The sequence below is a fragment of the Methylocapsa aurea genome (assembly GCF_000746085.1).
Lineage (GTDB): Bacteria > Pseudomonadota > Alphaproteobacteria > Rhizobiales > Beijerinckiaceae > Methylocapsa > Methylocapsa aurea.
Genome location: NZ_JQKO01000001.1, coordinates 399,047 through 420,759, shown reverse-complemented (window position 1 = coordinate 420,759; position 21,713 = coordinate 399,047). Strand labels below are relative to the sequence as shown.

Below are 21,713 nucleotides of genomic sequence, written 5' to 3'. Positions count from 1 at the left end.
ACCTTCACTCATTGAGAGGCATGCAATGACTTTCACGTACCTGCGAACCGCGGTTGTGGCGGCGGCGATGAGCCTCGCCGCCGGCGGCGCCAGTGCCGTCGATATTTCCGGCGCCGGCGCTACCTTTCCCTATCCGATTTACGCGAAATGGGCGGATACGTATAAGAAGGAAACCGGCAATGGCCTCAATTACCAATCGATCGGTTCGGGCGGCGGGATCAAGCAGATCAAGGCCAAGACCGTGACCTTCGGCGCCTCCGACATGCCTTTGAAGCCAGAGGAGCTTCAGGAAGCCGGTCTGGTTCAGTTCCCGACGGTGACGGGCGGCGCCGTGCCGGTCGTCAATCTCGAAGGCATCAAGCCGGGTGAACTGGTGCTCGACGGCCCGACCCTCGCCAAGATTTTCCTTGGCGAAATCAAGACCTGGGATGACCCGGCCATCAAAAAGCTGAACCCGAAAGCCAAATTGCCCTCGCAGGCGATTGTGGTGGTTCACCGCGCCGACGGATCGGGAACGACCTTCCTCTGGACCGATTATCTCTCCAAGGTGAGCCCGGATTGGAAGTCCAAAGTCGGAGCCAATTCGGCCGTCGAGTGGCCCGCCGGCATCGGCGCCAAGGGCAATGAAGGCGTCGCCAATAATGTCACCCAGACGGGCGGCGCGATTGGCTATGTCGAATATGCCTATGCCAAGCAGAACAAGATGTCCTACGTCGACATGATCAACAAGGACGGAAAGTCGGTCGCCCCGGACTCCGAGAGCTTCAAGGCCGCCGCCGCGAATGCCGACTGGGCTCATTCGCCGGGATTCTATCAGATCCTGACTGACCAGCCGGGCGCCAAGTCCTGGCCGATCGCCGGCGCCACTTTCATTCTGATGCATAAGGCGCCGCAAGATCCCGCCGCCGCCTCCGAGGCTCTCAAGTTCTTCAGCTGGGCCTACGAGAAGGGCGACAAAGCCGCCGCGGAACTCGACTATGTTCCTCTGCCGGATGCTGTTGTGGCTTTGATCAAGAAGACCTGGGCCGCCGAAATCAAGGGAGCCGACGGCAAGCCGCTTCAGAATTGAAGCCTTCGGGGAGGGAGGGCAAGGTCGCCTTCCCTTTCTGCGCTTCGCATGTCCGGGCGCCGCGACGACTGACCGCGGCGCATCCGCGCGTGGACGGTGCTTGGTGAAAAGAGGGTAGAAAGCGTTGAGGAGAAAATTGGTGGTTGACGTTGCGATTGAGGCCGACGCGACCCTGACTTCACTTGCCCTTCGACGGGCCCAAGTCCTGCATGGCTTGAAGTTCCACGACAATATGTTCCGCCGTCTGACGATGGGCGCGGCCCTGACCGTCCTGTTAATCCTTGGCGGCGTCATAGCCTCGCTGATCATGGGCTCGATTCCCGCGATCCGGGCCTTCGGCTTCGATTTCCTCGTGACGCAGACATGGAATCCGGTCACCGAAAAATTCGGCGCAATGGCGCCGATCTACGGCACGCTGGTGACCGCCGCCATCGCCATGGCCATCGCCGTGCCGATCGGGCTCGGCGTCGCGATCTTTCTGACTGAACTCTGCCCCTATGTCCTGCGCCGTCCGATTGGGATCGCCATCGAATTGCTGGCCGGGATTCCCTCGATCATCTACGGCATCTGGGGCCTCTTCGTCTTCGCGCCTTTCCTGCAGGCGCATGTCCAGCCGGGTTTGATTGAGGCCTTCGCCAATGTGCCGGTTCTTTCGGCGCTCTTTGCCGGCCCGCCCTATGGAATCGGCATGCTCACCGCCGGATTTATCCTGGCGATCATGGTTCTGCCTTTTGTCGCCTCGATCTCCCGCGATGTGTTCGACACGGTGCCGCCAGTCCTGAAGGAAGCCGCCTATGGCGTCGGATCGACGACCTGGGAGGTGGTCCGCTTTATCGTGATCCCCTACACGCGGACCGGAGTCATCGGCGGGGTCATGCTCGGTCTTGGCCGCGCCCTTGGCGAGACGATGGCGGTAACTTTCGTCATCGGCAACGCGCACAGGATCTCCGTTTCGCTGCTGGCGCCGGGCACCACGATTTCGGCGTCCATCGCCAACGAATTCACCGAAGCGGTCGGCGATCTCTACACCTCCGCGCTGATCGAACTCGGCCTTATCCTCTTTGTGATGACCTTCATCATCCTCGCCATCGCGCGCTACATGCTGATGCGACTCGAACGTCAGGCGGGGGCTTGAGAATGGCCATTTACGACCGGCGCCGCCGCACCAACGCGACTTATCTCGCCCTGTGCTATATGGCGGCGATTTTTGGCCTCAGCTGGCTTGTCGTGATTCTCGCCACCCTTTTCTGGCAAGGTATGCAGGGCATGTCCCTGGCGGTCTTTACGCAGATGACGCCGCCGCCGGGCGCGGATGGCGGCCTGCTGAACGCCATCGTCGGGAGCCTGATCATGACCATTCTCGGCGTCGTCATCGGCACGCCGCTCGGGATGCTGGCGGGCACCTATATGGCCGAATATGGCCGCTATACAAAGCTCACCTTCGTCGTGCGTTTCATTAACGACATTCTGCTCAGCGCTCCATCGATCATCGTCGGCCTCTTCGTTTACGAGATCATGGTCGCGCGAATGGGTCATTTTTCCGGCATCGCCGGGGCCGTGGCGCTTGCCGTCATCGTCGTTCCCGTCGTCGTGCGCACGACCGAGGACATGCTTCTTCTGGTGCCCGGTCCGTTGCGCGAAGCAGCCAGCGCGCTTGGGTTGCCGCGCAATCTGGTGATCGGCAAGGTCGCCTATCGCGCCGCCAGGGCCGGGCTCATCACTGGCGTCCTTCTCGCCATCGCTAGGGTCAGCGGCGAAACCGCGCCTTTGCTTTTCACCGCGCTGAACAATCAGTTTTTCAGCACGAATCTGAATGCGCCGATGTCGAGTCTTCCGGCCGTCATCTTCCAATTTGCGCTCAGCCCCTACAAGGAGTGGCAGCAACTCGCCTGGGCGGGGGCGCTCATCATCACCTTCGCCGTGCTAGCGCTCTCGATCGTCGCGCGCGTGCTCGGCGCGCAGAGGACCGCGAAATGAAGGAGCTCCAGATAGTGAGCCAGGAGCAGGAAGTCCAAGACTCCAACGACGCGCGGGAGGCGTCGATAGGGGGCGGCGCCGAGGCGGTTGTTTCCCAGGTGGCCGATGGCGGCGCATCGATAGCGAATCCCGCGGCGTCGCAGGCGACCGCGCCGACGGAAAATCGGGACACGGCAAAGGACCCTGCAATGACGGTGATAAAGCAAGTCCCGAACCTCCCACAGAAGGTTGCTATTCGAGACCTCAATTTTTTCTATGGCGACTCGCTGGCGTTGAAAAATATCAACCTGCCGCTTTACGCCAATAAGGTGACTTCCTTCATTGGGCCTTCCGGTTGCGGAAAGTCGACGCTTCTGCGCGTCTTGAACCGGATGTATGATCTTTATCCCAAGCAACGGGCCGAAGGGGAAGTCCTCCTTGATGGTCATAATATCCTGAAGCCCGACCAGGATCTCAATCTCCTGCGCGCTCGCGTCGGCATGGTGTTCCAGAAGCCGACCCCGTTTCCGATGTCGATTTACGACAATATCGCCTTCGGCATCCGGCTTTATGAGAAAGTCAACAAGGCCGAACTCGACGAACGGGTCGAGACAGCGCTGAAGGGGGCCGCGCTCTGGGGCGAGGTCAAGGACCAGTTGAAGGCTTCCGGCCTCTCGCTCTCCGGCGGCCAGCAGCAGCGGCTCTGCATCGCCCGCACCGTCGCGATCCATCCCGAGGTCATTTTGCTCGACGAGCCCTGTTCGGCGCTCGATCCGATCTCGACGGCCAAGATCGAGGAATTAATCGACGAGTTGAAGGCGAATTACACGATCGCGATCGTCACGCATAACATGCAGCAGGCGGCGCGTGTCTCCGAATATACCGCCTTCATGTATCTCGGCGAACTCATCGAATTCGGCAATACGGCGCATATGTTCACCGCGCCTGAGCAAAAGCGGACTCAAAATTACATTACCGGCCGTTTTGGCTGATCTTCGGGCTTTCGAGGAATTTTGTATGTCGGAACATATCGTCAAATCTTATGATAAGGAACTCGAATCGCTCGGCCAGAAGATCGCGGAAATGGGCGGCATCGCCGAAAAGATGTTGTCCGACGCCATGGACGCTCTGGCTGATTTCGACACGAGGCTCGCCCAGGCGACGATCAATAGCGACCCGCGCCTCGATCTGCTGCAGCGGGAAATCGAGGAGCAGGCGATCCTGACAATCGCGCGGCGTCAGCCTATGGCGATGGACCTTCGCGAGATTATCGCCACGATACGAATTTCAAACGATCTCGAGCGAATTGGGGATCTCGCCAAGAACATCGCCAAGCGCGCCATCAAAGTCTCGACGGACGTGCGCATCCCGCGCGCCATCATAGGCCTCAAGTCGATGCATGACTCGGCTGCGATCTTGCTGAAGGATGTGCTCGACGCCTATGCGCAGCGCGACGCGGAGCGCGCCCGGGGGGTCTGGGTCTATGACGCCGATCTCGACGCGCTGGAAGATTCAATTTTTCGCGACCTCCTCACCTTCATGATGGAGGATCCGCGCAACATCTCGTTTTGCGCGCATCTTCTGTTCTGCTCCAAGAACATCGAACGGATTGGTGATCATTCCACTAATATCGCCGAGACCGTGGTCTATCTCGTGACGGGCGAAACCTTGCCGATATCTCGGCCGAAAGGTCGCAACATGCTGTCCGATTCAACAACGACGACGGTTTGATGATCATGAATGAAGTGCAAAATCCAAATGAAAACCGCTCCAACGCCGGACGCGGCGTCGCGTCTGCTCCTGCGGCGGCGCGCATTCTCGTCGTCGAAGATGAAGCAGCTTTGAGCTTGCTGCTGTCCTATAATCTTGAGGCCGAAGGCTTCGTTGTGGATCGCGTCGAGCGCGGTGACGAGGCCGAGGTCAGGCTCACCGAGTGGAACCCCGATCTCGTCATCCTCGACTGGATGTTGCCCGGGGTCTCGGGGCTGGAAATCTGCCGCAGGATGCGAGCGCGGGAAGTGACCCGAACCTTGCCGGTGATCATGCTGACCGCCCGTGGCGAAGAGAGCGAACGGGTTCGCGGCCTTGCGATTGGCGCCGACGATTACGTGGTCAAGCCCTTTTCGGTTCCTGAGCTCATGGCCCGCGTTCGCGCCTTGCTGCGGCGGGCCCGGCCCGACCGAGTGGCCGGCGTTCTCTCGGCGGGCGATCTCGAACTCGACCGCCAAAATTGGCGCGTTCGCCGGGCTGGGCGCGACGTGCATCTGGGGCCGACAGAATTCCGGCTTCTGGAACATTTGATGGAAAAGCCGGGCAGAGTCTTTTCACGCGCCCAATTGCTCGATAGCGTGTGGGGTCTGTCGGCGGAAATCGACGAACGCACGGTCGATGTCCATGTCGGCCGTTTGCGCAAGGCGCTGTCATCCGACGCCGAGAAAGACCCGATTCGAACCGTGCGAGGCGCCGGTTACTCGTTCGACGAAACTTTCGGCAAGATCTGCTAAACAAGAGAGTCCGAGATCATCGCGCCGGAGACGAATAGCCGCCTTCGGCGTTAGGCCGTCCTTTGGACGCGCCGCTCGCGCCGGCGTTCGTGCTGCGGCAGATAGGCGACTCCCGCATGGCACGAGCAATAGGGTCCTAAGCCCGGTAGTTTCTTCGCGCCGCAGAAGCGGAATTCCGGCGCCGTCGGATCGCCGATCGGCCATCGGCACATCGATTCGCGCAATTCGAGGATGGTGACGGGCTCCGACATAGCAACCACAATCTCTTTGTTCGGCGCGGGAGCAGGCGCTTCGTATAGGGAAGGTTTCAACGCCAGCGCCGTATTGCCTTGAACCATCGGACTGAGCGGACGAGGATCCGGCGCGCGCGACGGCGCTTTTTGCTGCGGCCGCGGATTGGATGATGGGACGGGCGCCACGGCTTTCGTCCGGCCGGATAGGCCGAGCCGATAAACCTTGCCAATCACCGCATTGCGGGTGAGCCCGTTGGCGAGTTCGTTGGCGATCCTGCTGGCGCTCATTCCTTGGAGCCAGAGCTTTTGCAACAGATCGATTCGTTCATCGGTCCAGGACATCGAGGCCTCCTAGGATTTCGTCAATTCGAAATCTTGGGTCGTGCGGGCAATCATTCATTCGAAAGCCATTGCCGGTTTTCTCGGCAAGTCATCTGCGGGCAAGTTATCTTTAGGCAAGTCATTATTAGGCACTTGTCCAGGCTGATCCGATTCGATTGCCGCAGCATTCATCCGCATCGCCAGTCCCGAACTGGATTCCAAGGCGCTTTAACACCATGGATTTTTCGCCCACGAGATCTCGTAGTTGATATGTTCAAAGCTACACTAGCCGTTGAATCCCATGCAAGCTTCGTCAGGCGTCGCAAAATGTTTTCAACAGGAGCTTGCGCTGGAGATCGATGCGGCGCCGGCCTCCTTGATCCAATTCGCGAACGGGAGGCCAATTGGAAGTCAGCGATTCGGCTCGGTTCAAACGCCGCGATTGCAGAGGTTGAGCGGATGGCTCGAGTAATCCGGTCCGCGTCTGCCGTCGAAAGCTTTCGGCTGTCCATTCCATGCGATTTCCGTCGTTTCGATTCGACCGTGATGGGCCGTGTGTTCAGGACTCACTTTGCTTGCGATAAGATCAGGCGGCTATGAGCCAAGTCATGCTTGCGCCTCGAGCTTGCGCCGGACTGGCGCGTCATGGATGGCTTGCGCGGACCGCAGCGACGCTGCGGTCATGGCGGCGCCATTTGACCGAAACCCTGGGAGTGCCTAAATTGGTTGTCCGCAGCGTTGCCGCCCCCTTGGGCGGCAATTTGATTTTTGTGCAGGGCCCCAAGGAGGCGCCGGCCTCTTCGGTAAAATAGTACATTAAGACAAAGAGATAATGTGCGATCGATTGAGGGTGAAAAGATCGCGCTTAGTCAGGATCGCAAGCCGGCCTCCGCGACCAACCAGGAGCGAAAAAGTGTCTTCGTCGCTGCTTCCCACCTATGCCCGCGCCGATCTCGCATTCGAACGAGGCGACGGCGCTTGGCTGACCGCGACGACCGGCGAGCGATTTCTTGACTTTGGCGGGGGCATAGCCGTGGCCTCGCTTGGCTATAGCCATCCGCATCTGATCGCAGCGCTGACCGAGCAAGGCGGCAAGCTCTGGCACACGTCCAATCTTTTCAAGATTCCACAGGCCGAACATCTGGCTGCGCGCCTCGTCGAGGCGACTTTCGCCGATTATGTGTTCTTCACCAATTCCGGGGCGGAAGCGGTGGAGGGCGCGATCAAGACCGCGCGCAAATATCAATCGGTGAGCGGGCATCCGGAAAAATTCCATATCGTCACTTTCGAGGGCGCCTTCCACGGCCGGACGCTTGCGACGATCGCCGCCGGAGGCAATCCAAAATACATTGAGGGGTTCGGCCCGAAGGCGGAAGGATTCGACCAGGTTCCATTTGGCGACATCGAGGCGGCGAAGGCGGCGATTGGCCCGCAAACCGGGGCGATCCTGATCGAGCCGATCCAAGGCGAGGGCGGCATCCGCGTCCCGCGGCCAGGGTTCCTGCGCGCATTGCGGGAGCTTTGCGACCGGCACGGTCTCTTATTGGTTTTCGATGAAGTTCAGACCGGCGTTGGCCGCGTCGGCAAGTTCTTTGCTTATGAGCTTTCTGGCGTCGCGCCGGACATCATGGCTGTGGCCAAAGGCATCGGCGGCGGATTTCCGCTCGGGGCCTTCCTGGCGACGCGGGAGGCCGCCAAGGGCATGACCTTAGGCGCGCATGGGACGACATTTGGCGGCAATCCGCTGGCGACCAGCGTCGGCAACGCCGTGCTCGACGTGGTGCTGGCGCCAGGATTTATCGAACATGTGGCTTCGATGGGGCTGAGGCTCAAACAAGGTCTCGCCGAACTGAAGGATCGCCATCCGGGCGTCATCGCCGAAATTCGCGGCGAAGGATTGATGCAGGGCATCGCCCTGCGCCCGCCGGTCAATGAATTCGCCGCGGCCGCCCGGGCTGAAAAAATACTCGTGATCCCGGCCGGGGACAACGTTGCTCGACTCCTGCCTCCCTTGATCGTCGGTGAGGAGGAGATCGGCGAGGCGATCAAGCGCCTGGACGCCGCCTGTCTGCGCTTGGAGCGCGATAGGTCCGCGGCTGTCGCGCCAGACCTGAGCGGGGCGGCCGAATGAACCAAGCCAAAAAGCGCGCCGCTCCCGCCGAGGCGCGGCATTTCCTCGACCTGTCGGAGATTCCGGCGGGCGATCTTCGCTATATTCTCGATGCCGCCGCCGCGATCAAGGCGAGGCGGCGCAAAGGTCACGCGGCAGCCGAGAAGCCCTTGGCCGGCAAGGTCCTGGCGATGATCTTCGACAAGCCCTCGACCCGCACGCGGGTGTCGTTCGACCTCGCCATGCGCGAGCTTGGCGGCGAAACGATCATGCTCACGGGGCAGGAAATGCAACTTGGCCGAGGCGAAACCATCGCCGACACGGCGCGCGTCCTGTCGCGTTTCGTCGACGCAATCGTGATTCGCATTCTCGACCATAATGACATGATCGAACTTGCGCGCCACGCCGATGTGCCGGTCATCAATGGTTTGACCAAGCGCTCGCATCCCTGCCAAGTCATGGCCGACGTCCTAACGTTCGAGGAGCATAGGGGGCCGATCAAGGGGCGCACGATCGCCTGGAGCGGCGACGCCAATAATGTGCTCGCGAGCTGGGTGCAGGCCGCGCAGCGGTTCGATTTTTCGATCAATGTCGCGGCCCCTCCCGAACTCGCGCTTCCGAGCGAACTTGTCGATTGGGCGCGCCGCTCGGGCGCACGCCTCAAGGTCACTGCCGATCCTTTTGAAGCGGTCAAAGGGGCGGATGCGATCGTGTCCGATTGCTGGGTGTCGATGGGCGACGAGGATGAGGCTTTTCGCCACAATCTGCTTGCGCCCTACCAGGTGAATGCGAAGCTTATGGCCGCCGCTGGCAAGGACGCCATTTTCATGCATTGCCTTCCCGCCCATCGCGGGGAGGAGGTCACAGACGAGGTCATCGACGGTCCGCGATCCGTGGTTTTCGATGAAGCCGAAAACCGGCTTCACGCTCAAAAAGGCATTCTTGCCTGGTGCCTTGGAGCCATGAAGGCATGACCGCTCCGGGCTCGCCGCCGGATCCGTCGCATGCGCCGGCCTCACGTCTTGTTTCGGATCACGGCCTCGACGACACGGTGCTTCCCTTCGCCGTGGAGCCGCTCGACGTGCGCGGCCGCGTCGTCCGGCTTGGCGCTTGCGTCGACCATATCCTCGTCCAGCACGATTATCCGGCGCCGGTCGCGCAGCTGGTCGGCGAGGCGGTGGCCCTGACCGTGCTGCTCGGCTCGTCGTTGAAGATCGAAGGCCGGTTTCAATTGCAGACGCGCAGCGACGGCGCCATCGACATGCTGGTCGTCGATTTCGATGCGCCGGACCGGCTGCGCGCCTTCGCCCGTTTCGATCCGCAAAAACTCGCCGAGGCGGGGCGCGGCGGCGAACTCCTAGGCAAAGGCCATCTCGCTTTCACCATCGACCAAGGCAATGACGCCTCGCGCTATCAAGGGATTGTCGCCCTGGAGGGGCAGGGCCTCGAGGAAGCCGCGCATCAATATTTCCGCCAATCGGAGCAAATTCCAACCCGGGTACGTCTCGCGGTCGCGCAAAACGTGACGGGCGCTGGCGTCAATTGGCGGGCTGGTGGTCTGATGGTGCAATTCCTGCCGGGTTCGCAGGATCGGCGGCGGCAGGCGGATCTCGACCCGGGGGATGCGCCCCTCGGGCTTGTGTTCGAGGCGCCGGAGGAAGACGACGCCTGGGCCGAGGCGAAGGCGCTCGCTGCGACGATCGAGGATCATGAACTCGTCGATCCGACGCTGTCGAGCGAACGGCTGCTCTATCGCTTGTTTCACCAGCCCGGCGTGAAGGTGTTCGAGCCGACGATGGTGCGCGATTCCTGCCGCTGTTCGCAGGATCGGATCCGGGCGATGTTGCGCCGGTTTACTCCGTCGGAGCGCCGCGACATGATTGGCGACAATGGGATGATCGGGGTCACCTGCGAATTTTGCTCGACATACCGGGAGTTCGATCCGACGGATTTCCAGGATTAGAGCGCTGTCAGATTGCGCGGAATCAGGGCAAGTGCGATTCCGCGAAAAGCATTTTACATTTGGCGAGATCGGCGCGAGTTCGTCAACTCAAGCGCGTCGGATTTTTGCGAACGTTCAATCGGCGAGCGAAAGCACAAGGCTGCGCATCGCCGGCTTCATTCTCTGAAAGCCGAAGAGCCGCGCCACTGCGACCGGCAGGTCAGCGTCTTTCATACGGGCGTTTTGCTGGCGCACGAGCGCGATGGCCGCCTTGATCTCGATCGAGGCGATCATGTCGAGCTTCTGGAGGCTGGCGGGAGCGCCGGCTCTGTCGCGCAGCGGCGGAGCGTCTTTTTGCGCTTTCGTGCACCAAAACTCGACCTCGCGACAGAGGTCCGGCGCCAGCGTCGGCAAGAGGTCGAGCGCGCGAGCGACGGCCTCGGAGATGCGGGGGCCGGTTCGTCCCTTGCCGAACAGAAGCGAGGCGCGCCGGACAAGCTCGTCATGATGAATTGGACCCTCCTGCTCGATGACGCATCGCAGGATGGCGGCAAGCTCCTCCTCCGGCACGGCATGGATGTCGGCGCCTTGGGGAATTTGGCATTTGGCGAGCTCATAGGCCGAGGCGCGAAAGGCGGGGACCGCGATCGGTTGCGGTCTTGCCAACGGCTCGGCGGCGGCGCGCAAGCGCACTGGCGGCGCTCTATCCCGGGCCGCCTCCGCGCGCGCCGCCTCGAGAACCAGCCGCAGCTTTTCGATCTGTTCGGCGCGGCGATAGAACCAATCCGTGCTCCAGATGCGATAGATGCGCCAGCCGAGGCCTTCGAGGACCTCCTGGCGCAACCGGTCGCGCTCGCGCGCCCAGAGCGCCGAATGATAGGAGGCTCCATCGCATTCGATAGCGAGCATGTGGCGCCCCGGCTCCGCGGGATCGCGCACCGCCAGATCAATTTTAAACCCGGCGGAGCCGACTTGGGAGTCGACCCTATAGCCGAAACTCTCGATTGCTGCGGCGACCGTCGCCTCGAAAGGAGAGTCGAAATTTGCGTCGGTCGGCCGACTTTCCTCAAGGATGCCGGTTTCGGCGAATTGCAGAAATCGCTTGAGAACGCGGGGCCCCTCGCCGGTCGCCCGCTCGAGATTAATGTCTCCTGACCCGAAGGACGCGAAGATTTCGCAGCGCAGCCGGGCGCGGGTGAAAAGGACGTTGAGCCGGCGCTCTCCGCCCTCGGTCGAGATCGGCCCAAATGCCATGCTGTCGAGCGGCTTGCCCGCCTCGCGCGGCCCATAGCCGATGGAAACGAGGATCACATCGCGTTCGTCGCCCTGCACGTTTTCAAGGTTTTTCACGAAGACATCTTCGCGCCCGCTTTCGCGCAGAAAGGCGTCGAGGCTTGGATCGGCGCGCCGCTTCGCTTCCAGGCAATCGCCGATGAGGTCGCGCTGCGCCGTCGAAAATGTGATGACGCCGAGCGACGCGGAGGAAGACGTCTTGGCGTGCTGTGCGACCGCCGATGCGATTGCTTCCGCTTCGATGGCGTTTGTGCGTTGGCCGCCGCGGTCGTAAGCGCCGGCGACGCGTCTCAAGATAAGGCCCTTGGCCTTGCGCTCCATCGTCGGCGCCGGCGGCATGACCAGATGCTTGTAGAATTCCGCGTTCGAGACCTGAATGAGGGAGGGGTGGCGCGATCTGTAGTGCCAGCGCAGCATCTGGCTTTCGACTCCGCGCGCCTCGCATAAGGACAGAATGCTTTCAAGATCGGCGATGGGAGCGACGCTGGCGGATCGGCCGGGCGTAGCCTCTTCATCGCCCAAGGGATCGGCTTCGTCGGCGATCATGCGATCGAAAAAGCTGGTTGGCGGCAGTTACTTTTTGTCGGCGACGACGACGATTTGTCGACACCGCGCGATGAGTCCGAGCGCGTCGCCGGGGCGCATCTGGCTCGCTTCGTCAATGACCAGGAGATCGAAGCTGACGGATCCTGGCGGCAGGAATTGAGCGACCGAAATCGGGCTCATGAGAAAGACCGGCTTGATCTTTTGAATTTGATCGCCCGCCGCTTTCACTAGCTTGCGCAGCGGCATGTGATTGCGTTTGCGGCCGATCTCGCCGCGGATCACGCCCATGGCGCCGAGCGCGCCGCGCGGGATCGCGGCTTGGTGGCGGGCGCGGATGCTGTCCACGACGGCGGCGCGCTGCCTGGCTTCGAGCGCGACGAAGCGCGCGGACAAAGCCTCGTGCTGAGCTCCGTCGAAGGCGGCGAGGTCGGGATCGGCGGCGATCGCCTGTTTCCAGCAGGCTTCTGCGAATGCGGTTTCGAGTTCGATGCGGGCGCGGCCAGGATCGATCTGTCCTGAGGCGAGACCATTGGCGATGGACATGGGTCCAATTTCACGCAACTGCCGATCAGCTTTGGCCAGCCGCGCCCATTCTTCGAATTGGGCTGGGTTCGACGCCCACTCGGCGGCTCTCTCTGCGACCAAATCGAGCCTGATCGCGCTGATGATATTGGTTCCAAAGATGGCGGCGACATCGAGGTCGAGAGCCTGGACGACGTCGTCAAATGCCACAATCAGCGCGTCATGGTGGAATTCAAAATCATTGGCGTAAGAAGCGGCGGCGCCGTCGCGCGCCAAATCGAGGACCCGATCGAGGTTTGAACGGATGCCGAGGGCGGCGAGTTGTTCGACGATTTTGGCGATCGAATGAATCAGGCGAAAATCGGTCTTTGCGCCGCGCCATGCATCACCGAGAAAATGCGCCATGAAGGCGGCTTCGGCGGCAAGTTTTCCGCTAAGAGACTGGCTGGCTAGGAGGGCGTCCAAAAGTGCGAGCCGCTCGGAGGGTCGGCTTGGCAAAGGCGCAGACAGGAGGCTCGCCATCAGGCGTCCCGCATCGCGGTAGCCCTTGCTGAACCGGGACGGCCAAAAAGCGGCGCCCTTGACGAGGGGGGGCCGGATCCGGGCGACAGGCGCCCTCCAAGCGGCGGGTTGGAACGTATGGCGATGGAGAGCCTGCTGTTCGCGCCAGCGGACTCCAAGAGCGGCCGCATCCGCGAAGCGCTGAAGCGAAGGGCTCGCGGCGAGCGCGGTGGCTAGCGCTTCGCTTCCGCTTGGCAGGCGCGACGCCAACCTGAAGATCTCGATCAGGCCGCGTATCGCGGTAAAGGTGGGAGCTTGCCGAAGACCGAAATAGGTTTCGATTTCCGTGGCGCAGGCGGAAAGTTCCGCCGCCTCGTCGGCGAGCTTTTGCAACTGCGGAGCCAGACGCTGAAGATCCGTCGGCTGCAGGCCGATCCGGCGCACGCCGAAATAGACATGCTTGTTTCTTGGGCCAGCGTGCGCGGTCAGACCGGCGAGGCGCTGGATCCGGCGGTTTCTCTCGGCGTATGCCTCGCCGGTCCACTCCATCGCTTCTTCGACGAGGCGCATATCAGGCGCGAAATGGCGTCCGGCCGCGGCGATTTGGACAGAAAGCGCCTGATAGGGCGTCATTGCGGTCTTGCCAATTGGGGCATGAAGGCGCTCGGCGACATGGTTCAGGCGGTCGCGCGCTGCAACCAATTGCGCGGCGGCTTCATCGGGTTTGTTCGAATCGGCCGCAGATTGAAGAGTCTGGTCGAGCCCGTCGGCGACGAGGCGCTTACTCGCCGTGTGGCTGTGGAGTTCGAGGCAGATGTCTTCCAGGCCGGCTTTTCGCAAGCGGTCATGGACAACGTTGAGGGCCGCCATTTTCTCGGCGACAAAGAGCACGCTCAATCCGGAATGTGCGGCGGCGGCGATAATATTGGTGATTGTCTGCGACTTGCCGGTTCCAGGCGGGCCTTGGACAACAAGATTGCGGCCAGCCCGCACTGATTCGATGACGCGGGTTTGGGAGGAATCGGCGTCGACGACGTGGACGAGATCGGCGGGATTCAAGATTTCATCGAGTTTGGCGCTCTCGGGGATGAGCGCCGGTTCGTTGCCGAAGCCTTCGCAGAGCAGGCCGCGCAGGAGCGGATGCGAGACGAGCGCATGAGGCGGCCAATTGACCGGATCGAGATCGCGCACCATCAAGAGTTTCGAGAACGAATAGAACCCAAGTTCGATTCCATCGGCGTCGATCGACCATCGGCGCTTAGCGGCGACGGCGTTGGCGATCGTGGCGAAATAGGCGCTGGGGAGCCAATCGTCGGTCTCGGGAAGGTCTGGAAGCGCAATGCCGAAATCGCCGCGCATCCTCTCCTGCAAGGCCTGATTGGGCGCGATGTCGTCGTCGCGAAACGTCAACTCGAATGTCGAGCATTTGGCGTCCCTGGCGAGGGTCACGGGAACTAGGACGAGTGGGGCCTCCCGCAGCACATCGGATTTTTCATGTTCGTACCAGCGCAGAAAACCGAGCGCGAGGAAGAGAATATTGACGCCGCGCTCCTCCTCGGCGGTTTTGGCGTCCCGGTGAATGGTTAGGAGGCGCTTGTGGAGAAGGTCTGGCGCAAGGGCGGTCCGCAAACTGTTGCGCTTCTCGAAGTTTTGCTTCGTCGGGACAAGACGTGGGATCCTCGGCGCCATCGCTTCGCGCCGAGGCTCGCCAGCGTCATCAGCCGGTAAGAAGCGGACAAGTTTGCTGTCGCGAACAAGATTCGAAAAGACGCAATCCGCGCTCGCCCCGACGATTGGCAAACAACGGGTGCGTTTTGCGCCGCGCGGCGTGTGAACAAGGCGATTGCGCGTTCCAGTTTCTATGAGTTTGAGGCGGGCTTCGGCGAGGAGCCTTTCGACATGGCTCTCGATTGTATCGTTCGCATTTTGCTTGCGCGCCATCTTTAACGAGGTGACTTCGCCCATTTCGGTATCCTCAATGGCGAATGGTAGCGCTAAAGCTGCCTTATTCCCGCCATATTTGTAACCTCTAGGCAGGCGAATATCTTACGTAAAGATAAATGTTATTCATCACATCTATCATGCTGAACTTACTCTTACCTAGATGGTCGGGAGAGTCTTTACTTGTGTTAACGAAACGGGCGTTAACGAAGGTCGTAACAATCCCGTCCGCCTCAGGACTGTCGCTTCGTTTGCCGCGCGTCAGTCTATCGAGAGCGCCATTATTTTGGCCTCACGACATTCGGCGGCTGGGCGTGGGGCGGCGCGTCGATGATCATGCTGCGATCGACGCCGCGACTGGATTGGATGAAAGGGCGATGTCGACGCATCGCTTTTCGGCGAAGCGCCGGGCGAGCCGCGCCTATGTGTGGCGTCAGCCTCGCGTCAAACGCGGGTCATCCGCGGCGTTGGCCCGAGAGCTGTCGGGTGACGGAGATCAAGATCCGAAGTCAGCGCCGCTCTCCCGATCCCATGGCCCGGTAAGGCTGTGATTTGGAAAGCAGCTCTGACTTTTTATATTGCGTCGCTTTGCGACGCGGCGGGCATCTGCTGCGCTCGCAGATGCTCTATCCGTTCATCGCTTGGAAGCTTGTCCCTCCACGCGCTCCGGGACACCGAAGTTCAGATGCCCGGCATTGGGATAAAGCGCGGCAATTGCTTGACCCGCTCAATCCAGGCGCGGAGATTTGGATAAGTTTCAAGCGAGATGCCTCCCTGGCCGGCGAGGGCGACATAAGGGAAGACGGCGATGTCGGCTATGGTGGGGCGACCGAGTTCCAGCCAGTCGCGGCCGGACAGATGGGCGTCGATGATCTTGAAAGTGGCGTTGGCGCGATCCTGAAGCTTCGGCAGGTCGAGGTCGTAATTGAGGATCTTCACCAAACGGGCAGCCGCCGCGCTGGTCACCTCGTGCCCGGCGGTCGCGAGCCATTGAGCGATGAGACCCTGCGACGCTGGGTCTGCGGGCCACCAAGTCCGGGCCGAATCATATTTGCCGGCGATGTAAATCAGGATGGCCATGGAGTCGCGAAGGCGCAGGCCGTCGTCCTCGAAAATCGGGATTTCGCCGAGGGCGTTGAGCTTCAAATATTTCGCGCTCTTGTGTTCCTTCTTGAGGAGGTCCACCGGCTGCTTCGCGTAGTCCACGCCAAGAATATTCAACAACAGCCGGACCTTATAGGCGTTTCCCGACAGGTCGAAGTCATAAAGCCTCGGTTTCGCCTCACGATTCTGGTTCTTGCCGGCTAATGCCGCTCCCAAGCGCGACCAGATTTCATTTAGATTTGGCAAGCCTTTTTCTCCCTCAACGGTCGGAGCGCCGCGCGCTAGAACAGTCCGGCTTGGACTTGATTAAAGCCTTGCCGGCAGGTCCACGTTTTAGCGCGTCAATAGTCTCGATCGGATGACATCGACGAAGACTTGGGTCGCTCTTGAGCGAGCGGCCCCGCCCAGCGATTTGCTGACGGTTCGGCGGAGCGGGCTTCACTGTCTGGCTTGGTTTCAGCCATATTGGGAGAAAGAAAAGAATATGCAGCCTGAAATAAGCGGGGCCTGGAGCGATTGAGATCAACGCGCCCCGCCTCGAAGGCAAACCGCAGCTGCGCGTACGCCAGCGTTCTCCCCTACACTGAACTTAAACACGCATCTATTTGAAAATAAATGCTTTAACTTGAGGTTCAGGGGTCATATCTCTGCGACATCCATGCCTCCAGTGGCCAGGAATTTCTCCAGCCAATGGATGTCATAGAGGCCGTTCTGGATGTCGGCGTTGCGGACGAGCGTCTGGAACAGCGGAATCGTCGTGTCGATCCCGTCGATGATGAATTCGTCGAGGGCGCGGCGCAGCCGCATCAAGGCCTCATTGCGGGTTCGTCCATGCACGATGAGCTTGCCGACCAGCGAATCATAGGTCGGAGGGATCGTGTAGCCGGCGTAGACCGCGCTATCGACGCGAACCCCGAGTCCGCCTGGCGGATGATAATAAGCGATCGCGCCAGGGGAGGGCCGGAAGGTCGCGGCGTGCTCGGCGTTGATGCGGCACTCGATGGCCGCTCCTTGAAAGGTCACTTCCTCCTGGGTCAGGGTCAAGGGCGAGCCGGCGGCGATCTTGATCTGCTCATTGACGAGATCGACGCCGGTGATCATTTCCGTCACCGGATGCTCGACCTGGATCCTTGTATTCATCTCGATGAAGTAGAATCGCCCCTCTTCATAGAGAAACTCGACCGTGCCCACGCCGGCATAGCAAAGTTCGCGCATGGCGCTGGCGCAGATTTCGCCGATTTCAAGCCGCTGCGAGGCGTTGAGAGCGGGCGAGGGGCCTTCCTCCCAAACCTTCTGATGCCGGCGCTGCAAGGAGCAATCGCGCTCGCCGAGGTGAATGGCTTTGCCGCGCCCGTCGCCGAGCACCTGGATCTCGATGTGACGCGGCTTTTCAAGAAATTTTTCAAGGTAAACCGAGTCGTCGCCGAAGGCCGCCTTGGCCTCGAGCCGCGCCGTCTCCAGCGCCGCCGACAGATCCTCGGCGCTGCGGGCGACTTTCATGCCGCGCCCGCCGCCGCCCGCCGCCGCTTTGACGAGCACCGGATAGCCAAGCTCCTTTGCAACCGCGGCGGCTTCCAAATCATCCGTGATTGCGCCGGCCGAGCCAGGGACGCAGGGGATGCCGAGCCGCGTCGCGGTGCGCTTGGCCTCGATCTTGTCGCCCATGATCCGGATATGCTCGGGCTTAGGACCGACGAAAACGATGCGATGGTCGGCCAGAATCTCGGCGAAACGCGCGTTCTCCGCGAGAAATCCGTAGCCTGGATGCAGCGCCTCGGCGCCGGTGATTTCGCAGGCGGCGAGGAGCGAGGGAATGTTCAGATAGGAGTCGCGCGCCGGCGGCGGTCCAAGGCAGACCGATTCGTCGGCGAGCTTCACATGCATGGCGTCGGCGTCGGCGGTGGAATGCACCGCGACGGTCGCGATGCCGAGTTCTTTAGCCGCGCGTAGAATCCGCAACGCGATTTCGCCGCGATTGGCGATGAGGATCTTGTCGAACATGTCAGGTCACCAGGTGCGCGGCGATCATTCGATCACGAAAAGCGGCTGGCCATATTCGACAGGCTGGCCGTCCTCGACCAGAATGCCGGTCACCGTGCCGGCGCGAGGCGCGACGATCTCGTTGAAGGTCTTCATTGCCTCGACGAGAAGGATCTTGTCGCCGGCTTTCACCAGCGAGCCGATCTCGACGAAGGGGGCGGCTTCGGGCGAGGCGCGCAGATAGGCGGTTCCGACCATCGGCGATTTCACGGCGCCGGGCGCGTCGACGCCGCTTGCCGCGCTTGCCGGGACGACAGGGGCAGGCGAAGACGCCGCGACCACCGGCTGAAGGGGGGCGGCCGAAATTTGCCGCGCCACTCGGATCATGAAGTCGCCCTGCGCGACCTCTATCTCAGACAGGCCCATGCGGGTGACGAGTTTCGCCAAAGCCTCGACGAATTCGACGTCGATTGCGCCGGCGGCGGCGTTTCCTGCCGGTTTAGGCCCCGGATATTTCATCTTTTTCAACTTTCGATGGCCTTCGCGCCGACGAGAAGGGCTTCGAGCGCGAGATCATAGGATAAAGCGCCGAAACCTTGAATCACGCCCTGCGCGACTGGGGAGATATAGGAATGGTGGCGGAAGCGTTCCCGGGCGTGAACGTTGGAAAGATGAACCTCGATGACCTTCGTCTTGGCGCCCTTGATCGCATCCTGAAGGGCGATCGATGTATGCGTATAAGCGCCCGCGTTCAAGATCACCGGTTCGCCGGCCAGACCCGCCTCCTGCACCCAGGTCACGAGGTCGCCTTCGTGGTTGGTTTGACGAAAGCGCAAACTGAGCCCATGCCGCGCGCAGACGGCGGAAAGCCGCGCCTCGATCGCCGGGAGAGTCGCGGCGCCATAGATTTCAGGCTCCCGCGCGCCGAGGAGATTGAGGTTCGGCCCATTCAGGACGTGGACGGCTTTCATGCTGGTCTCGGCGGAAGAAAATGCCCGGTGCGTTTCCATACCCGGGATCAGACGGCATTGAAAGCCTTCCGGGCAGCCCCGCGCTGAAGTTTAGAGGAAACTCCAGTGCAGAGGCGCCGCCAAACCCTAGGGGCTATGCACGTGGCTCGCTTGCTTTCAAGGCGCTTGAAGTTTTGGCTATAAGTATACAGTTATGGATAACATAATTGGCGCGAGGGACGCAGCGGCCTCGCTTCTCTGGGCCGGCGTCAGCCTCATCCGTCGCATCCTGTCCGAGTGGCCGAGGGCCGCCGCTTCGAATGGATCGTGACCTGGACGAAAATTGAATTTGCGTTCCTTGGCCGCTTGATTATAAGGTATTTATATGTGGCGCGTGGCCTTCTGGTTCCGCGCCCTGATTTTTTTGGCGCGGCCCGCTTTCGGCGCGATCCCTGAGGTCCGCTTCGAGGCGTTGGCTCCCGCCAAAGCATCATCGAGCCAAAGCATCATCGGGAAGACAAGGCGTTTTCAAAAAAATGGCGAATCCGTTCCAATTCATCCAAGAGGTGCGCGCGGAAGCTGGCAAGGTCACTTGGCCGTCTCGCCGTGAAACTGGAATCACCACCGGCCTTGTGATTCTCATGGTGATTTTCGCCAGTTTATTCTTCGTCCTGGTCGATCAAGGGCTGCGCTTGATCGTCACCTTCATTCTGAGTTTTGGTCATTGACGTTCAATACACAAGGTCTGGAAGATTACCCGATGAGCATGCGCTGGTATATCGTCCACGCCTATTCTAATTTCGAAAAGAAGGTCGCGGAATCGATCAAGGAGCAGGCCGCTCAACGCGGGCTCTCGTCTAAATTCGAGGAAATTCTCGTGCCGACCGAGCAGGTGGTCGAAATTCGCCGCGGCCGCAAGTTCAATTCAGAACGCAAGTTTTTTCCTGGCTATGTTCTGGTCAAATGCGATCTCTCCGACGACATTTACCATCTGATCAAGAATACGCCGAAGGTGACCGGCTTTCTGGGCGCCGATAAGAAGCCCATGCCGATCTCCGACCGGGAGGCCGAGCGGATCAAGGGACAGGTCGCCGAGGGCGTCGAGCGGCCCAAGGCGTCGATTTCATTCGAGATCGGCGAGACGGTCCGGGTCTCCGATGGGCCCTTTGCCTCTTTCAACGGCATTGTCGAAGAGGTTGACGAGAGCCGTTCGCGGGTCAAGGTCGCGGTTTCGATTTTCGGCCGGGCGACGCCGGTCGAGTTGGAATATGCTCAGGTCGAGAAAGTTTAAGGATTGAGAGTTTCGGGCGGGGTCGTCTCTGCCTGATCCGGTGAAACTGGGCTGGTCCCGATTTCGCCGCCGACGTGGGAGGCAGGCCCGGCGCGCCAAACCGGCCTCTGCTGTGACCACGACCGCAACCGCCGCCCTTGAGCGAGGGCCGGCTTTGTATGGGAGTTGAGCAATGGCGAAGAAGATCACGGGTTACGTGAAGCTTCAGGTGCCGGCTGGGGCGGCCAATCCGTCGCCTCCGATCGGCCCCGCGCTCGGTCAGCGCGGCTTGAATATCATGGAGTTCTGCAAGGCCTTCAATGCGCGCACCGCGCAGATGGAGAAGGGGACGCCGATCCCCGTCGTCATAACCGCCTTTCAGGATCGGTCCTTCACCTTCGAGATGAAGTTGCCGCCGGTTTCTTATTTCCTGAAAAAGGCTTCGGGGGTCCAGTCGGGGTCGAAAACAACCGGCCGCGGTTTTGTCGGCAAGGTGACCAAGGCGCAGATCAACGAGATTGCCGAAAAGAAACTGCCCGATCTCAATTGCGCCACGGTCGAAGCCGCGGCGACGATGATCGAAGGCTCCGCCCGTTCCATGGGCCTCGAGATAGTAGGGTAGGCAGATGGCGCATGTTGGAAAGCGCGTGATTAAGGCGCGCGAAAATATCGACCGGATCAAGCTCTATCCGATCGCCGAGGCGATCAAGCTGGTCAAAGAGCGCGCCAATGCGAAATTCGACGAGACCGTCGAGATCGCCATGAACCTTGGCGTCGACCCGAAACATGCCGATCAGATGGTGCGCGGGGTCGTCAATCTGCCCAACGGAACCGGCCGGACCTTGCGCGTTGCAGTGTTCGCGCGCGGCGCTAAGGCGGATGAGGCGACCGCCGCCGGCGCGGATATAGTCGGGGCGGAAGAACTGGTCGCGTCGGTCCAGGGCGGAACGATCGCCTTCGATCGCTGCATTGCGACGCCCGACATGATGCCTCTCGTCGGCAGGCTTGGCAAAGTCTTGGGTCCGCGCGGCCTGATGCCTAATCCGAAGGTTGGCACGGTGACCATGGATGTCACAAGCGCCGTCAAGGCCTCGAAAGGGGGCGCGGTCGAGTTTCGCGTTGAAAAAGCCGGGATCATCCAGGGCAGCGTCGGCAAAGCCTCGTTTGACGACGATAAGCTCGTCGCCAATATCGCGGCCTTCGTCGATGCGGTCGCCAAGGCCAAGCCGCAGGGGGCCAAGGGCACTTATATTCAACGCATTGCGATTTCCTCGACCATGGGTCCTGGGGTCAAGGTCGATCCGGCGACTGTCGCGGCTTAAGGGGCCGATCACGGCGGCGAAAGGCCTGCCGGCGGAAATCCACGCTTGACATGAGCAAATTTCTCGGGCGGCCCTTGGCATGACGCTGCGATTGGTCTAAATAGAAGGTTCGGGGTTGATCGGATATTGCAGCCCCGCACCCAAAAAGC

20 protein-coding genes are annotated in these 21,713 nt (G+C 60.9%); 13 read left to right on the top strand and 7 right to left on the bottom strand.

Features of this window, described 5'->3' with window-relative positions; all coding sequences use genetic code 11:
• The first annotated feature begins 25 nt into the window (after positions 1-25).
• The 6 genes from pstS (at position 26) to phoB (ending at position 5,529) form a co-directional block, all read left to right on the top strand.
• Complete coding sequence (pstS, locus tag DL86_RS01910; RefSeq protein WP_036257508.1) at positions 26-1,069, top strand: phosphate ABC transporter substrate-binding protein PstS; 1,044 nt, start codon at positions 26-28, stop codon at positions 1,067-1,069.
• A gap of 232 nt (positions 1,070-1,301) precedes the next feature.
• Complete coding sequence (gene pstC / locus DL86_RS01905) at positions 1,302-2,204, top strand: phosphate ABC transporter permease subunit PstC (RefSeq protein ID WP_156964438.1); 903 nt, start codon at positions 1,302-1,304, stop codon at positions 2,202-2,204.
• 2 nt (positions 2,205-2,206) lie between these two features.
• Entirely contained in the window at positions 2,207-3,046 is an 840-nt protein-coding gene (pstA, locus tag DL86_RS01900; RefSeq protein WP_036257507.1) for a phosphate ABC transporter permease PstA, read from the top strand.
• 188 nt (positions 3,047-3,234) lie between these two features.
• Positions 3,235-4,017 carry a phosphate ABC transporter ATP-binding protein PstB gene (gene pstB, locus DL86_RS01895; RefSeq protein WP_036258046.1) on the top strand — a complete coding sequence of 261 codons (783 nt, stop codon included), beginning with the start codon at positions 3,235-3,237 and terminating at the stop codon, positions 4,015-4,017.
• Positions 4,018-4,042: 25 nt separating this feature from the next.
• Positions 4,043-4,756, top strand: a complete 714-nt coding sequence (gene phoU / locus DL86_RS01890) for a phosphate signaling complex protein PhoU (protein ID WP_036257505.1) — start codon at positions 4,043-4,045, stop codon at positions 4,754-4,756.
• A complete protein-coding gene (gene phoB / locus DL86_RS01885) occupies positions 4,756-5,529 on the top strand; it encodes a phosphate regulon transcriptional regulator PhoB (RefSeq protein WP_425348884.1) in 774 nt (257 codons plus the stop codon). The genes phoU and phoB overlap by 1 nt, the downstream gene beginning before the upstream one ends.
• Positions 5,530-5,579: 50 nt before the next feature.
• Here phoB and DL86_RS01880 read toward each other — a convergent pair whose 3' ends face one another.
• Positions 5,580-6,104: a GcrA family cell cycle regulator gene (locus tag DL86_RS01880; protein ID WP_036257503.1), complete on the bottom strand. Its 525-nt coding sequence runs from the start codon at positions 6,102-6,104 to the stop codon at positions 5,580-5,582.
• An 892-nt stretch (positions 6,105-6,996) separates the two neighbouring features.
• On the opposite strand from DL86_RS01880, the gene DL86_RS01865 reads away from it, so the two are divergent.
• Genes DL86_RS01865 through DL86_RS01855 form a run of 3 tightly spaced genes read left to right on the top strand, consistent with a single transcriptional unit; the run spans position 6,997 to position 10,156 of the window.
• Positions 6,997-8,214: an aspartate aminotransferase family protein gene (locus DL86_RS01865; protein WP_036257500.1), complete on the top strand. Its 1,218-nt coding sequence runs from the start codon at positions 6,997-6,999 to the stop codon at positions 8,212-8,214.
• Complete coding sequence (gene argF, locus DL86_RS01860) at positions 8,211-9,167, top strand: ornithine carbamoyltransferase (protein ID WP_036257499.1); 957 nt, start codon at positions 8,211-8,213, stop codon at positions 9,165-9,167. The genes DL86_RS01865 and argF overlap by 4 nt, the downstream gene beginning before the upstream one ends.
• Positions 9,164-10,156, top strand: a complete 993-nt coding sequence (locus DL86_RS01855) for an Hsp33 family molecular chaperone (RefSeq protein WP_036257498.1) — start codon at positions 9,164-9,166, stop codon at positions 10,154-10,156. Before argF ends, DL86_RS01855 begins: the two co-directional genes overlap by 4 nt.
• 114 nt (positions 10,157-10,270) lie before the next feature.
• On the opposite strand, the gene DL86_RS18510 is transcribed toward DL86_RS01855, so the two are convergent.
• From DL86_RS18510 to aroQ, 6 genes are all read right to left on the bottom strand, one after another.
• Entirely contained in the window at positions 10,271-11,974 is a 1,704-nt protein-coding gene (locus tag DL86_RS18510; protein WP_051952482.1) for a DUF3320 domain-containing protein, read from the bottom strand.
• 27 nt (positions 11,975-12,001) lie between these two features.
• Positions 12,002-14,962: a DUF4011 domain-containing protein gene (locus DL86_RS18505; protein WP_051952481.1), complete on the bottom strand. Its 2,961-nt coding sequence runs from the start codon at positions 14,960-14,962 to the stop codon at positions 12,002-12,004.
• A gap of 657 nt (positions 14,963-15,619) precedes the next feature.
• Positions 15,620-16,288 carry a glutathione S-transferase family protein gene (locus tag DL86_RS01840; protein ID WP_245276170.1) on the bottom strand — a complete coding sequence of 223 codons (669 nt, stop codon included), beginning with the start codon at positions 16,286-16,288 and terminating at the stop codon, positions 15,620-15,622.
• A 393-nt stretch (positions 16,289-16,681) separates the two neighbouring features.
• Positions 16,682-18,043, bottom strand: coding sequence for an acetyl-CoA carboxylase biotin carboxylase subunit (gene accC, locus DL86_RS01835; protein WP_036257496.1), 1,362 nt, complete (start codon positions 18,041-18,043; stop codon positions 16,682-16,684).
• Positions 18,044-18,067: 24 nt separating this feature from the next.
• On the bottom strand, positions 18,068-18,541 hold the full coding sequence (locus tag DL86_RS01830) for an acetyl-CoA carboxylase biotin carboxyl carrier protein (protein WP_051952538.1): 474 nt from the start codon (positions 18,539-18,541) through the stop codon (positions 18,068-18,070).
• A gap of 5 nt (positions 18,542-18,546) precedes the next feature.
• A complete protein-coding gene (gene aroQ / locus DL86_RS01825; RefSeq protein ID WP_036258039.1) occupies positions 18,547-18,993 on the bottom strand; it encodes a type II 3-dehydroquinate dehydratase in 447 nt (148 codons plus the stop codon).
• Between the two features lie 515 nt (positions 18,994-19,508).
• Between aroQ and secE the strand changes: the two genes are divergently transcribed.
• The 4 genes from secE (at position 19,509) to rplA (ending at position 21,564) form a co-directional block, all read left to right on the top strand.
• Entirely contained in the window at positions 19,509-19,700 is a 192-nt protein-coding gene (gene secE, locus DL86_RS01820; RefSeq protein ID WP_036257494.1) for a preprotein translocase subunit SecE, read from the top strand.
• 32 nt (positions 19,701-19,732) lie between these two features.
• Complete coding sequence (nusG, locus tag DL86_RS01815; protein WP_036257493.1) at positions 19,733-20,263, top strand: transcription termination/antitermination protein NusG; 531 nt, start codon at positions 19,733-19,735, stop codon at positions 20,261-20,263.
• A gap of 172 nt (positions 20,264-20,435) precedes the next feature.
• On the top strand, positions 20,436-20,864 hold the full coding sequence (rplK, locus tag DL86_RS01810; protein ID WP_036257491.1) for a 50S ribosomal protein L11: 429 nt from the start codon (positions 20,436-20,438) through the stop codon (positions 20,862-20,864).
• A 4-nt stretch (positions 20,865-20,868) separates the two neighbouring features.
• Positions 20,869-21,564 (top strand): 50S ribosomal protein L1, encoded by a 696-nt coding sequence (gene rplA / locus DL86_RS01805; RefSeq protein ID WP_036257489.1) that lies wholly within the window; start codon positions 20,869-20,871, stop codon positions 21,562-21,564.
• Positions 21,565-21,713: the final 149 nt, after the last annotated feature.